Origin of the sequence: Streptomyces sp. N50 (assembly GCF_033335955.1) — a bacterium.
GTDB lineage: Bacteria > Actinomycetota > Actinomycetes > Streptomycetales > Streptomycetaceae > Streptomyces.
The window spans coordinates 1,122,197-1,136,321 of record NZ_CP137549.1 but is presented as its reverse complement, the minus strand read 5'-3'; the positions used below and the strand labels follow the sequence as shown (position 1 = coordinate 1,136,321).

Sequence of the window (14,125 nt, the reverse complement as noted above, 5' to 3'; positions counted from 1 at the left end):
GCACGGGCGCGACCCGTACCCCCGCCGACCGGGGTACGGGCCGCAGCTCGCGGAACGACACGCACGCGCGTGTGCTTCGTGAACGACCCACGCGCGTGTGCCTAGTTGTCGCCGTCCTCCTCCCAGCCGAAGCTCTTCTCCACCGCCTTGCGCCAGTTGTGGTACTCGCGGTCCCGCACCGACGACTCCATGGACGGCGTCCACTCGACGTCCTTCTGCCAGTGCGCCTTGAGCTCGTCCAGGTCGTTCCACACCCCGGTGGCGAGCCCGGCCGCGTAGGCGGCGCCCAGGCAGGTCGTCTCGGAGACCTTGGGCCGGATCACCGGTACGCCGAGGACGTCCGCCTGGTGCTGCATCAGGAGGTTGTTCTTGGTCATGCCGCCGTCCACCTTCAGAGTGGTGATCTGCACCCCGGAGTCCTGGAACATGGCGTCCACGACCTCGCGCGTCTGCCAGCTCGTCGCCTCCAGCACCGCGCGCGCGAGGTGCGCCTTCGTGACGTACCGGGTCAGCCCGGTGACGACTCCGCGCGCGTCGGAGCGCCAGTAGGGGGCGAACAGGCCGGAGAACGCGGGCACGATGTACGCGCCGCCGTTGTCGTCCACGCTCGCGGCGAGGGTCTCGATCTCGTCGGCGTTGCGGATGATGCCGAGCTGGTCGCGGAACCACTGGACGAGCGCGCCCGTTATGGCGATCGATCCCTCCAGGCAGTAGACCGGTGCCTCGCCGCCGATCTTGTAGCCCATGGTCGTCAGCAGCCCGTTCTTCGAAGGGACGGGCCGGTTCCCGGTGTTGAGCAGCAGGAAGCTGCCCGTGCCGTAGGTGTTCTTCGCGTTGCCCACGTCGTAGCAGGCCTGCCCGAACACGGCGGCCTGCTGGTCGCCCAGGGCCGACGCGACGGGCACGCCCGCGAGTTGGCCGACCGCGGTGCCGTAGACCTCGGCGGAGGACTTGATCTCGGGGAGGATCGCCTCGGGGACGTTCATCGCGGAGAGGATGGACGGGTCCCACTGGAGGGTCTCCAGGTTCATCAGCATGGTGCGCCCGGCGTTGGTCACGTCGGTGACGTGTTTGCCGCCGTCGGTGCCGCCGGTGAGGTTCCAGATCAGCCAGGAGTCGATCGTTCCGAAGGCGATCTCGCCGCGTTCGGCGCGGTCCCTGAGGCCGGGCACGTTGTCGAGCAGCCAGGCCGCCTTGGGGCCGGAGAAGTAGCTGGCGAGCGGCAGTCCGGTCTGTTCACGGAAGCGGTCGGGCCCGTCCGAGCCGCCCAGTTGCTTGCAGAGGGCCGCGGTGCGGGTGTCCTGCCACACGATCGCGTTGTGCACGGGTTTGCCGGTGGAGCGGTCCCAAAGGACCGTCGTCTCACGCTGGTTGGTGATGCCGAGCGCGCTGAGCTGGTCGGCGCGCAGTCCCGCCTTGGCGATCGCCCCGGCGACCACCGCCTGCACCTTGGACCAGATCTCGGTGGCGTCGTGCTCCACCCAGCCCGGCTTGGGGAAGATCTGGCGGTGCTCGCGCTGGTCGACGGCGACGATCGCGCCGTCCTGGTTGAAGACGATGCAGCGGCTTGAGGTGGTGCCCTGGTCGATTGCGGCGACGAACCTGTCCGTCATGACGACCCCTTTGTCGTGTCCTTCGGATCCTCCGGAGGACTGCTCCGGTCCTTCGGAGGGCTGCTTTAGGAAGACCGTTGTCAGAAGGCTGCGTTGAAGATGACTCCGGCGAGGGCCCCGCCGATCAGCGGTCCCACCACCGGGATCCACGCGTAACCCCAGTCCGAGGTGCCCTTGTTCGGGATCGGGAGCAGCGCGTGGACGATGCGCGGGCCCAGGTCACGCGCAGGGTTGATGGCGTACCCGGTGGGACCGCCCAGCGACAGACCGATGCCGACCACCAGGAAGGACACGACCAGCACCGCCGTGCCGGACGTACCGAGTCCCTTGGTGAGCCCGAAGGCGAGGATCGGCAGGACCAGCGCGATCGTCGCGATGATCTCCGTCATCAGGTTCGCCACGACATTGCGGATCGTGGGCGTGGTCGAGAAGATCCCGAGCGTGGGCTGCGCCATCTCCTCCTCGGCGTTGGCCTGGAACTGCGCGTAGTAGACGAGCCAGCACAGCACCGCGCCGAGCATGGCGCCGACCATCTGCCCCGCGATGTAGAGCGGTACCTTGTCCCACTTCCCGGTGTCGATGGCGATGCCGATCGTGACCGCCGGGTTGAGCTGCCCGCCGGACAGCGGCGCCGCGGTGTACGCCCCGGCCATCACGCCGAAGCCCCAGCCGAACGCGATGACGATCCAGCCGGAGTTCTGTGCCTTGGAGTAGTTCAGTACGACGGCGGCGACCACGCCGGCGCCGAAGAGGATCAGGATCGCGGTGCCGATGACCTCACCGAGGAATATGTCTCCATTGCTCATGGCGGCTCCTAGGCCCTCGCCCGGGACGGTCGGCCCCGGTCCTCCGTGCAGGGTGCGGTTCCCTTGGCGACTTCAGCCGAAGGCAGGGAGGGTCCCGAGCCCCGCCCGGCGTCCGTGACGAGCGTGCCGTCGCAGTCGAATCGCCCGTGGGAGTGGGCCTGAGCGCAGGCGGAGCCCGCGCGGCGCAGTGCCTGGTACGCCGAGAATGTACGGCGATGTCGACCGACACCGGGAAGTGTTCACCGGTGCCTGTGGAGCGTCAAGGTCGCGGACGGCAACGGTGACACCCGCCCTGACGGCCTCTCAAGCCCCGTAGGCCGCCTCCGGGCCGCGCTCAGCGCCCGGGGGACTCCGCCGCCGTGCGGGGGGCCTGTGCGGGCGTCACATGCGATCCGCGCAGGATCTCGTACTCGCCCCGCTCCGCCCGGCCCAGGACCCAGCTCGTGCCGTCCAGCGCCTTCGCCGCCTTCTTCAGCGGCGCCAGACACGCGGCCGCCTGCCGGTGGTCGGCCACACTGCCCGGCACGCACAGCACGGTGGCCAAGGACAGCGTCACGGCCCTGCCGCCCGCCTCCCAGGGCACGTCGAGCACGGCGGCGGCCAGCGGATTCAGCCCCTCCGGATCGGTGAGCACCAGGAAGTCGTCCCCGCCGATGTGCCCCACGCGCGTGTGCGCTGTCGCCGCCTGCTGCAGCGCCCGCCCGACCGCGCGGATCAGCTCGTCGCCCGCCGCGAAACCGGCCCCGTCGTTGACCTGCTTGAAGTGGTCGACATCCAGCCAACTCAGCGCGAACGTCCGCCCGTCCGCGATCCGCCGGTCCACCTCACCGGTGATCGCGTCCGAACCGGGCAGCCTGGTCAGCGGATTGAGCCCGGCCGCCTCCTCGACGCGCGTCTCGGCCAGCGCCCGCACCAGATCCGCGAGTCGTACGACGCCGACGCACCGCCCGTAGCGGTCGACCACCGCCACATCGTCCGACGTACGGTCCGCGTCGCCGACCGCGACGACGTCCAGGACCTCCCACGCGGTCGCGTCGACGCCGACCGTCCGCGGCACGTCGCCGAGCTTGGCGGCGGGCCGGTCGGCGTACAGGGCGTGGCCGTAGCGCCCCGACATCGACAGCAGGAAACGCGACCGGTGCACCGAGCGGACCGGCACCCCGTCCCGGTCCACGAGCACCACCCCGGACACGTCCGGCGAGCCCGTCAGCAGCGCCCGCACCTGGCCGGCGGACGCGGTGTCGGGCAGCAGCGCGGCCGGCCGTACGAACTCCCGCACCCAGGGCCCCGACGGCGGTGTCGTCGCGAGTCCGGGGGCGCGGGGCGGAACGTATACGTCCGCCGCGGGGATCCGCGTCGGCGGCGCGAACAGCTCGCCCTGCGCCAACTGCGCCCCGGCCGACCGCGCGGTCGCGCACTGCGTCTCGGTCTCGACGCCCTCCACGGACAGCAGGGCGCCCAACTGCTCGCACAGGGTCCGCATCGCCCGCACCGCGGCCGGCCGCTCCAGCAGCGACGCGTCGAGCTTCACCAGGTCGGGCGCGAGGTCCGTGAGCAGCCGCAGGGGTACGTCACCGTCGCCGACGCCGTCCGCGCAGATCCGGAACCCCTGGCCGCGCAGCTCGGACACCGCCTCCAGGAGAGCCCGTTGGGGCACGTGCGTGTACGGCGGGACGATGTCGATCGTCACTTCCCAGGGGAGCCGCCCCGCCTCGCGCACCGCGCTGTGCAGCGGGGTGAGCCCACCGAGGTCGGCGAGGGTGCCGGCGAAGACGTTGATGTGCAGCGGGAGCAGCGTCTCCTTGCGCGCGGCGGCGCGGACCGCCAACACGGCCAGCCTGCCGTCGAGTTCGGGGTCGCGGCGGGCCTCGGCCAGGATGTCCCCGGTCTCCGGCCGGAGGAGGATCTCCAGGCCCGCGACACCGCCGGTGGTCAGATTGACCACCGGCTGGAAGGCGAAGCGGAGAGTGTCCGTCGAGGAGCGCACGGCAGCATGATGACGCCACCGGCGTACGCCCAGGCTCAGTTCATAAGACGTTCACGCAGCCTTGCGGCCTGATCACACCGTGTGCGCGGCCGCCGTCGGTCACCGCACGGCGAGCACCGCCGACCCGTGCCCGAACAGCCCCTGGTTCGCGGTGAGCCCCACCCGCGCCCCCGCGACCTGTCGGTCACCCGCGTCGCCTCGCAACTGCCATGTCAACTCGCAGACCTGGGCGATCGCCTGAGCGGGAACCGCCTCCCCGAAGGAGGCCAGTCCACCGCTCGCGTTCACCGGTATGCGCCCGCCCAGGGCCGTCGCGCCTTCTCGGAGCAGCTTGGCGCCCTCGCCCTCGCCGCACAGCCCCAGATCCTCGTACCACTGCAACTCCAGGGCGGTGGACAGGTCGTACACCTCGGCCAGGGAGAGCTCTTCGGGGCCGACGCCCGCCTCCTCGTAGGCCGCGCGTGCGATCGACGCCCGGAACGTCTCGTCCGGGGGTGCCACCGCCGCCGCGGAGTCCGTGGCGATGTCCGGGAGGTCCAGCACCGTGTTCGGGTAGCGCGGCGTCACCGTGGACACCGCCCGGATCCGCACCGGGTCCGCCGCCCCGTGCCGGCGCGCGAACTCCATGCTGGACAGGACCAGGGCGGCCCCGCCGTCCGAGGTGGCGCAGATGTCCAGCAGCCGCAGCGGATCGGAGACCACCGCGGAGGCGGCGACCTCCTCTGCGGAGACCCGCTTGCGGTAGCGCGCGTACGGATTCAGCGCCCCCAGGGCCGCGTTCTTCACCTTGACCTGGGCGAAATCCTCCGGGGTGTCCCCGTAGAGGGCCATCCGCCGGCGCGCGTACAGCCCGAAGTACGTCGGGTTCGTCGCCCCGAGGACCCGGAAGCGCAGCCAGTCCGGATCGTCGTGCCGCTCCCCGCCGGCCGGCCGGAAGAACCCCTTGGGGGCCGCGTCGGCGCCCACGACCAGGACCACGTCCGCGAGCCCCGAAAGGATCTGCGCCCGCGCCGCGTTGACCGCCTGTGCCCCGGACGCGCACGCCGCGTACACGCTCGCCACCCGGGCGCCCTGCCAGCCCAGCGCCTTCGCGAACGTCGCGCCCGCCACATACCCGGGATATCCGCCACGCACGGTGTCCGCGCCGACGATCGAGCCGACGTCCCGCCACTCCAGCCCGGCGTCGGCGAGCGCCGCCCGGGCCGCCGCCGTCCCGTACTCGACGAAGCCGCGCCCCCACTTCCCCCAGGGGTGCATGCCCGCGCCGAGCACCGCCACGTCCGCCGTCATGCCGTCACCCCCGTGGGCCGCCAGTGCCAGGTGATCCAGGTCGTCTCCGCGTCCTCGCCGAGCACACCGGGGACGACCTCCACCTCCATGCCCACCGTCAGATCGGAGACGGTGATCCCGGGAACCGCCTGTCCCAGCACCACGATCCGCTCGGACTCCAGCTCCACAGCGATCAACGCGTACGGTTCCCACGGAAGTTCCGGATCGCTCACATACGGTGACGGTGGCCGGTACCGGCTGTCCGTGTAGGACCAGACCCGGCCGCGCCGCGACAGCGGGACCTCGGCCAGCTCGCCGCCCCCGCAGGCCGGATTGCGGCAGTGGCCGTCCTCACGCGGGAAGAAGACCGAGGCGCACGCGGAACAGCGCGTGCCCAGGAGCCGGAAGTCGTCCCCGTCCCCGGTGAACCAATCGGTGACCACAGGTGTGCGTGTCCGCGACAACGTCCCTCCACAGCACTGGATCTGACGGAACGTCAGAAGTGTGCCACGGGCAACGGAAAATGAGCAGGGCGTTTCGGTGAACCATCGAGCCACTTACGGCGTCGTGATACCGGGAGGGACGGCCGGGGCCCACGGGGGTGGTTCCGGCCGTTTCCCGTTCATGCGCGCGGCCCCCGGAAAGACGCCCTCCGCTTGATCGGATACAGTCCGCCGGGTGTCCGAAACTCAAGCCTCCGTCCCCAACTCCGGGCCGAACAGCCACTGTTCGAGCTGCGGATCGCCCTACGGAGAGGGCGTCTCCGGCTGGCCCCGCACCTGCCCGGCCTGCGGCACCGTCGCGTACCGCAACCCGCTGCCCGTAGCCGTCGCACTCCAGCCCGTGTACGACACCAAGGGCACCGCCCTGGTCGTCATCACCCGAACCGTCGCCCCCGCGCGCGGAGGCGTCGCCCTGCCGGGCGGTTACGTCGACGACCGCGAGGACTGGCGGCAGGCTCTCGTCCGCGAGCTCAGGGAGGAGACGGGCATCGACGCCGCGAGCCGCGACGTACGGCTCGTCGACGCCATCAGCTCGCCCGACGGGCATCTCCTGCTCTTCGGGGTCCTCCCCGAGCGCCCGGTCGAGGGGCTGCCCAAGTCCGTCGCCACCGATGAGACGGAGGGCTGGCACCTGCTGCGCAGGCCGGAGGAGCTCGCCTTCCCGCTGCACTCCGTGGCCGTCAGGGCCTGGTTCGAGGGCCGGTACATGTGAGGTCAGCCCTCACCCAGCCCCCGCACCCGCACCGGGTAGGGCGGCGCGCTCACGCCGTCCTCCAACTCCCGCTCCACGACCACCCGCCGGCCCTCCCAGCGGGCGACGTACCGCTCGATCTCCGGTTCGTCCCAGCCGTCGCCCGCGTCCGGCACCACCAGCCCGCCCCCGGTCCGCCCCCGGGCGGGCGCCCACACCTCCAGCTCCAGCTCGCCGTCCGCGCCCCGCACCGGCAGCACGGCACCCGCGCGCGCCAGCACCGGGATCCGCGACAACGGGGCGTCGACGAGAATCTGGGCCGGCCCGTCGTAGGCCTGCTCCGTCTCCGTGTCGTACCAGCGCCCTCTCGGCAACTGCACCGCCCGCCGGTCCGACCCGGGATCGAGGACCGGCGCCACCAGGAGGCAGTCACCGAGCAGAAAGGCGTCCTCGCAGTCCCGTAGCGCACGATCCTCCGGAGCGCCCCACCACAGGGGCCGCACATACGGCGCCCCGGTCCGCCGCGCGAGATGCGCCAGCGTCATGAAGTACGGCAGCAGCCGCCGCCGTTCGACGAGCGCCACGCGCGCGTGCTCCAATACCTCGGCACCGAACTCCCAGGGCTCCCGACGCCCCGCCCGCAGGCTCGCGTGGGTGCGGAACAACGGCAGATACGCGCCGAGTTGGAACCAGCGCAGATACAGCTCGGGCGACGGACTCCCGTCGAAGCCGCCCACGTCCGGACCCGAGTACGGCACCCCGCACAGCCCGAGCCCCATGACCAGCGACAGCGAGGCCCGCAGCCCCGGCCAGCCGGTGGCGACATCGCCGGACCAGGTGCCCCCGTAGGCCTGCATCCCGGCCCACCCGGAGCGCGAGAAGAGGAACGGCCGCTCCTGGGGGGCCAGTTCGCGCAGCGCCTCGTAGGCGGCCCTGGCCATGCACAGCGCGTACACGTTGTGCGCCTCGCGATGGTCACCGCCCCGCCCCTCCAGGTCGTGCCGGGCCGAACGGGGCAAGGTCGACTCCCCGAAGGCGGTGAACGACGTGGGTTCGTTCATGTCGTGCCAGAACCCCGCGAACCCCTGCGCGAGCCGCTCCTTGTAGAGCCCGCCCCACCACTCCCGCACACGCGCGTGCGTGAAGTCCGGGAAAACGGACTCCCCGGGCCATACGACTCCCCGCACCAGCCGCCCCGATGCGTCCCGTACGAAGGCGTCCTCGGCCGTACCGCTGTCGTAGACCGCGTTTCCCGGCTCGGCCTTCACCGCGGGGTCGACGACCGACACCAGACGGATGCCGTCGCGGCGCAACTCCTCGGCGAGCACCGGCAGTTCCGCGAAGTGCTCGTGGTCGACGGTGAACACCTGGCGCTGGTCGTAGTGGTCGATGTCCAGGTGGACGGCGTCCAGCGGCAGACCGTGCTCCTGGTATCCGGCGACGATCCGCCGCACCTCCTGTTCGCTGCCGAAGCCCCACCGCGCGTGATGGTGCCCCAGTGCCCAGGCCGGCGGCAGCGCGGGAGCACCGGTGAGCGAGGCCCAGGCGTGCAGCACGCGCGCGGGGGTGCCGACCATGACCCAGCAGCGCAGCGGACCGCCGTCCATCCGCAGCTCGGACGCCCCGGCCCGGTCGTGTCCGGAACCGGCGCCCTCCTCGCCCTCCCGCAGCGTCACCGTGCCGTCCCAGGAGGTGTCGTGGAACACCAGATGCGTGGCCGCGTCGGCGACCACCAACTGCACCGGCATGGTGATGTACAGCGGATCGTCGTCCGGCGTGAAGGCATGCCCGGGGTCGGTGTTCCACATCCGGTACGTCCCGTCGCGCAACCGGGGGCCCGAAGCGCGCCCGCCGAGCCCGAAGAACCGGGCGTCCGCCGCCACCTCCGAGCGCTGCATCCAGCGCGCCGTGCCCCCGCCCACCGGCTCCCACCACCGCGGCGGCAGATCCCGGCGCAGCGTCACACCTCCGGGCGTACGCACCTCGACCGCGCCGTGCCGCGACACCGCGACCGTCACCCGCTCCGCCACGACCCGCCAGCCGCCGTCCTTGTCCGGCTCCAGGACCGCCCGGGGATCCGGCTCGGGACACCGCCCGTCGAGCGCGTACGACGGCTCCGGAGCGGCCCCGTCCCAGCCCCAGAAGACGGCCCCGTTCACGGCGACGGTGATGCGCAGCTCCGAGCGGCTGAACCGGATGACCCCGCCGCCCGGCCCCGGCTCGGCCTCACGCACGGGGCCGGGTACCCGAGCCCGCTCAGCCCCCCGCGAGGGCAGCCCGGTGGCGTCGGCACGCCGCCTGCGCCACGCCGCCCGTACGGTACGCAAACCCTGCGCCGCCCCCGTCGAACCGACCACCTTCACCGAACGCACCAGGTCACGACCGTCCATGCTGCTCACCCTGCCATTACAGGCCCCGGATAACCGTGTCGTTCAACTGCCGTTCACCCGTGGTGGGACCACATCTTCACGACACGGACTATGTGGAGCCCGCCCTGGTGCAGAAGTCGATCACATGGCATCGTCCGTGTCAGCCGCGTCACGCGCACACCCCCGCACGTGCGCGACCCGACGCACACGACGCGCACAGTCCCGGGAGCCGCCCCATGTCGACCGCGAACCCCCTGCCGCTCTGGCAGCCAGATCCGGAACGCATCGCCCAGGCACAGGTCACCAGGTTCCAGTCCTGGGCGGCCGAACACCACGGAGCGCCCGCCGAGGGCGGCTACGCGGCACTGCACCGCTGGTCCGTCGACGAGCTGGACACGTTCTGGCAGGCCGTCACCGAGTGGTTCGACGTCCGCTTCTCGACCCCCTACGCGCGCGTGCTCGGCGACCGTTCGATGCCCGGCGCCCACTGGTTCCCCGGAGCGACCCTCAACTACGCCGACCACGCCCTGCGCGCATCGGCGACCCGCGCGGACGAACCGGCTCTCCTGTACGTCGACGAGACCCACGAGCCGAGCCCGGTCACCTGGGCGCAACTGCGCCGCCAGGTCGGCTCCCTGGCCGCCGAGTTGCGCTCCCTCGGCGTACGCCCCGGAGACCGCGTCAGCGGCTATCTCCCGAACATTCCCCAGGCCGTCGTCGCTCTGCTCGCCACAGCCGCCGTGGGCGCCGTCTGGACGTCCTGCGCCCCCGACTTCGGCGCCCGCAGCGTCCTCGACCGCTTCCAACAGGTCGAACCGGTCGTCCTGTTCACCGTCGACGGCTACCGCTACGGCGGCAAGGAACACGACCGCCGCGACGCCGTCGCCGAACTCCGCCGCGAACTGCCCACCCTGCGCGCGGTCGTCCACATCCCCCTGCTCGGCACCGAGGCTCCCGAAGGCGCCCTGGAGTGGTCGTCCCTGACGTCGGCCGACGTGGAGCCCGTCTTCGAAGAGGTCCCCTTCGAGCACCCCCTGTGGGTTCTCTACTCCTCGGGCACGACCGGCCTCCCCAAGGCCATCGTCCAGTCCCAGGGCGGCATCCTCGTAGAACACCTCAAACAACTGGGCCTGCACTGCGACCTGGGCCCCGAGGACCGCTTCTTCTGGTACACGTCCACCGGCTGGATGATGTGGAACTTCCTGGTCTCCGGCCTCCTGACGGGCACGACGATCGTCCTCTACGACGGCAGCCCCGGGTACCCCGACACCGGCGCCCAGTGGCGCGTCGCCGAACGCACCGGAGCAACCCTCTACGGCACGTCGGCCGCCTACGTCATGGCCTGCCGCAAGGCCGACGTGCACCCGTCCCGCGACTTCGACCTCTCCAAGGTGAAGTGCGTAGCCACCACCGGATCACCGTTGCCGCCCGACGGTTTCCGCTGGCTGCACAACGAGGTCCGCGACGACCTGTGGATCGCCTCGGTCAGCGGTGGCACGGACGTCTGCTCCTGTTTCGCGGGAGCCGTACCGACCCTCCCGGTGTACATCGGCGAACTCCAGGCCCCCGGCCTCGGCACCGACCTTCAGTCCTGGGACCCGAACGGCGACCCCTTGGTCGACGAGGTCGGCGAACTCGTGGTCACCAACCCCATGCCGTCCATGCCGATCTACTTCTGGAACGACCCTGACGGCACCCGCTATCACGACAGTTACTTCGACACGTACCCCGGAGTGTGGCGCCACGGCGACTGGATCACCGTCACCTCCCGGGGCTCCGTCGTCATCCACGGCCGCTCCGACTCCACGCTCAACAGGCAAGGCGTGCGCATGGGTTCGGCCGACATCTACGAAGCGGTCGAACGGCTCCCGGAGATCAAGGAGTCCCTCGTCATCGGCATCGAACAGCCCGACGGCGGCTACTGGATGCCCCTCTTCGTCCACCTCGCCCCGGGGGCCGTCCTCGACGACGCCCTCCTGGGCCGCATCAAGCAGACGATCCGCGAACAGCTCTCCCCGCGCCACGTACCCGACGAGGTCATCGAAGTGCCCGGCGTCCCGCACACCCTCACCGGGAAGCGCATCGAGGTACCCGTCAAACGCCTCCTCCAGGGCACCCCGTTGGAGAAGGCGGTCAACCCGGGCTCCATCGACAACCTCGACCTGCTGAGCTTCTACGAGGACCTCGCCCGCAAACGCTCCTGATCGCCCTCCCGTAGAGGACGATCACCCTCCATAGGTGGCCTCGGACTCACCCTCGCCGAGCACAGCGGCGAAGTCCGAGGCCAGCCGCACCGCGTCGGCGCGTTCGAGGTCGGTGACGGAGATCCGTACGCCCGGCTCGGACGACAGCCGGAACCGCGCCCCCGCGGCGACCCACCAGCCGTACGACCGCAGCCCGTTGACCACGGCGGACTCGTCCCGCACGGGCACCCAGAGGTTCATCCCGCTCGCACCGTGCGCCTCGATTCCCCGCCCGCTCAACTCCTCGCGGAGGGTCTCCCGGCGCAGCACGTACGCCTCCTGCGCGCGCGTGACCAACGCGCGCGTGCCGTCGTCCGTCATCAGCCCGTGGACGGTCTCCTGGAGGAGATGGCTGACCCAGCCGGACGTCAGCAGCAACCGCCCGTCGTGCCGCGCCAGCGTGACCGGGTCGCAGGCGGCCGCGGCCCACCGCAGGTCGGTGCCGAGGAACTTGCTCACCGTCCGCACATGCACCCAACGCGACAGCCCACCGGACGTCAGCGACCACAGGGGAGCGGCCGCCACGGAGGACGCGTGATCGTTCTCCACGACCAGTACCTCCGGCTCATCCCGGAGCACCTCGACGAGCGCGTCCCGACGCGCGGCCGAGAAGCAGCCCCCGTACGGATTCTGCGCCCTGGGACTGCACACCACGGCGCGCACACCCACGCGCAGCGCCGCGCGCAGGGCATCGGGTCGCATGCCCTCGTCGTCCACGGCGACAGGCACCATCCGCAGCCCCAACGCCGTGACCAGATCCAGCAGATGGTGATAACCGGGGTCCTCCATGGCCACGGCATCCCCGGGCCGGAGCTCCACGGACAGCAGCCGCCCGATCAGATCCAGCGCCCCGTGCGCGAAGGTCACGTGCTCCACGGGCACACCGTCGGGCCGGAGCCAGTCCCGTACGGTCTCCTCCAACCGCGCCAGCCGTGGCGTCGACCGGTGGGACCGCGCACCGGGGGAGAGCCGCGAAGGCGGTACCAGGGCCGGCAGGAACGCCGGATCGGGGTGCCCACCGGCCAAGTCCCGCAAGCCTTCCGGGACCCGGGGCGGCCGCCGCGACGCCACCGCGGGAGCCTGCGCCACCACCGTCCCGCCCCGCCCGCGCGTGACGACGATGCCCCGCTGCCGCAACTCCTTGTACGCCGTGGCCACGGTCCCCGGACTCACCCCGAGCCCGTCCGCGAGCCGCCGCACCGGAGGCAGCGCGGCACCCGGCCCCAACACCCCCTCGGCCACACGCCGTTCGACGGACGCGGCAATCCCCTTGGCCGTCGTACCACTGATCCCATATTGTATTGCCACGTCGATCACTATGTATCAATACATAATTCAACGCAAGGGGGAGCAGTGGTTACGACGCGCGGCGCAGCCCTACGGCCGAAACGCATCCCGGGAGGGCGCGACGGCCGCAGAATGCTCGCGATCGCCCTCGTCGACCGCACCGGCAGCGGCCTGTGGGCGTCCGTGTCCGTCCTGTACTTCACCTACGTCTCGCATCTCTCCGTGGCCCAGGTGGGCACCCTCGCCGCGATCGCCGGAGCCATCGGCATCGCCGGCGCACCCCTGGGAGGGCGCCTGGCCGACCGGTTCCCGCTCACCCGCGTGCTCGTCGCCCTCCAACTCCTGCGCGCCCTGGCCTCGTTCGCCCTGCTCACCACGGACAACTACGTCCTGCTGATCGTCTTCTCGGCCGCCGGCGGCTTCGGGGACCGCGCCGCCAACGTGCTCACCAAGCTCTACGCCACCCGCGTCGCAGGTCCGGACCGCATCCGCTACCAGGCCATCAGCCGCACCGCGGCCAACGCGGGCTGGGCCCTGGGCGGTCTCACCGCCGCGGCCGCCCTCGCTCTCGGCACAACCGCCGCCTACCACTGGCTCCTCCTCGGCGACGCCCTCTCCTTCGTCGCGGTCGCGACCCTCACCCTGCGCTGCGGTGAACCCCCGTCACCGACCCGCACCCTCGCGACGTCGAAGAACGCGCCACCCGCGAGCAAGCCACCGAACCCCTGGCGCGACCGCACCTACCTCGCGTACGTCGCGACCGAGACCGTCCTCTTCCTCGACGACGCCGTCTTCAAGGTCGGCCTGCCGCTCTGGATCGCCCACGCCGGCGACGCACCGCACGGACTGGCGCCCCTGCTGATGGTCCTCAACAACGTGATGGTGGTGGCGTTCATCGTCCCCCTGGCCCGCTTCGCCACCACGACGGCGGCCACCCGCAACCTGCTGATACCGCTCTCCATCGCCTTCGCCCTGGGCGGCGCCACCCTGGCGCTCTCGGCCACCGGCGGAACCGTCACGGCGATCGTGCTCCTCACCGCCTCGGCGGCCGCCTTCACCATGGCGGAAATGCTGCACGCGACCATCTCGTGGGAACTCTCCGTCGCCCTCGCACCCGACACCGCACAGGGCACCTACCTCGGCGTGCACGGACTCGCCCAGTCCACCCAGCGCAGCGTCGGTCCACTCGCGGTCACCGCGGCCATCGCCACCGGCCCCCTCGGCTGGACCGTCTTCGGCGCCGCCATCGCTCTGACCTGCATGATTCAGCACCGTCTGGTCCGCGAACCGCTCGCTCAGACGCCGTTGTCAGTGCCGCCGGTTACTGTGAGTGAGCATTGATCAACCGCGCACAGGG

General features: G+C 71.5%; 10 protein-coding genes. 3 read left to right on the top strand and 7 right to left on the bottom strand.

All coding sequences use genetic code 11. From position 1 onward, the window contains the following. Positions 1 to 101: 101 nt before the first annotated feature. From glpK to R2B38_RS04615, 5 genes are all read right to left on the bottom strand, one after another. A complete protein-coding gene (gene glpK, locus R2B38_RS04635) occupies positions 102 to 1,613 on the bottom strand; it encodes a glycerol kinase GlpK (protein ID WP_318015085.1) in 1,512 nt (503 codons plus the stop codon). An 80-nt stretch (positions 1,614 to 1,693) separates the two neighbouring features. Next, positions 1,694 to 2,419 carry an MIP/aquaporin family protein gene (locus R2B38_RS04630; protein WP_033282380.1) on the bottom strand — a complete coding sequence of 242 codons (726 nt, stop codon included), beginning with the start codon at positions 2,417 to 2,419 and terminating at the stop codon, positions 1,694 to 1,696. A 334-nt stretch (positions 2,420 to 2,753) separates the two neighbouring features. Then, a complete protein-coding gene (locus R2B38_RS04625) occupies positions 2,754 to 4,406 on the bottom strand; it encodes a GGDEF domain-containing protein (RefSeq protein ID WP_318015084.1) in 1,653 nt (550 codons plus the stop codon). A 99-nt stretch (positions 4,407 to 4,505) separates the two neighbouring features. After that, a complete protein-coding gene (locus R2B38_RS04620; RefSeq protein WP_318015083.1) occupies positions 4,506 to 5,696 on the bottom strand; it encodes a lipid-transfer protein in 1,191 nt (396 codons plus the stop codon). After that, the gene (locus R2B38_RS04615) at positions 5,693 to 6,118 is read right to left on the bottom strand and encodes a Zn-ribbon domain-containing OB-fold protein (protein ID WP_318015082.1); all 426 of its coding nucleotides are present in this window, start codon (positions 6,116 to 6,118) and stop codon (positions 5,693 to 5,695) included. The genes R2B38_RS04620 and R2B38_RS04615 overlap by 4 nt, the downstream gene beginning before the upstream one ends. Before the next feature lie 235 nt (positions 6,119 to 6,353). On the opposite strand from R2B38_RS04615, the gene R2B38_RS04610 reads away from it, so the two are divergent. Then, positions 6,354 to 6,890, top strand: a complete 537-nt coding sequence (locus R2B38_RS04610; protein WP_318015081.1) for an NUDIX domain-containing protein — start codon at positions 6,354 to 6,356, stop codon at positions 6,888 to 6,890. A 2-nt stretch (positions 6,891 to 6,892) separates the two neighbouring features. Here the strand turns inward: R2B38_RS04610 and R2B38_RS04605 are convergent, their stop codons facing one another. Further along, on the bottom strand, positions 6,893 to 9,259 hold the full coding sequence (locus R2B38_RS04605; protein WP_318015080.1) for a TIM-barrel domain-containing protein: 2,367 nt from the start codon (positions 9,257 to 9,259) through the stop codon (positions 6,893 to 6,895). Between the two features lie 215 nt (positions 9,260 to 9,474). Between R2B38_RS04605 and R2B38_RS04600 the strand changes: the two genes are divergently transcribed. Beyond that, positions 9,475 to 11,442 carry an acetoacetate--CoA ligase gene (locus R2B38_RS04600; RefSeq protein ID WP_318015079.1) on the top strand — a complete coding sequence of 656 codons (1,968 nt, stop codon included), beginning with the start codon at positions 9,475 to 9,477 and terminating at the stop codon, positions 11,440 to 11,442. Positions 11,443 to 11,463: 21 nt separating this feature from the next. Here the strand turns inward: R2B38_RS04600 and R2B38_RS04595 are convergent, their stop codons facing one another. Continuing rightward, positions 11,464 to 12,789 (bottom strand): aminotransferase class I/II-fold pyridoxal phosphate-dependent enzyme, encoded by a 1,326-nt coding sequence (locus R2B38_RS04595; protein ID WP_318015078.1) that lies wholly within the window; start codon positions 12,787 to 12,789, stop codon positions 11,464 to 11,466. Positions 12,790 to 12,900: 111 nt separating this feature from the next. On the opposite strand from R2B38_RS04595, the gene R2B38_RS04590 reads away from it, so the two are divergent. Next, complete coding sequence (locus R2B38_RS04590; RefSeq protein ID WP_318015077.1) at positions 12,901 to 14,109, top strand: MFS transporter; 1,209 nt, start codon at positions 12,901 to 12,903, stop codon at positions 14,107 to 14,109. Positions 14,110 to 14,125: the final 16 nt, after the last annotated feature.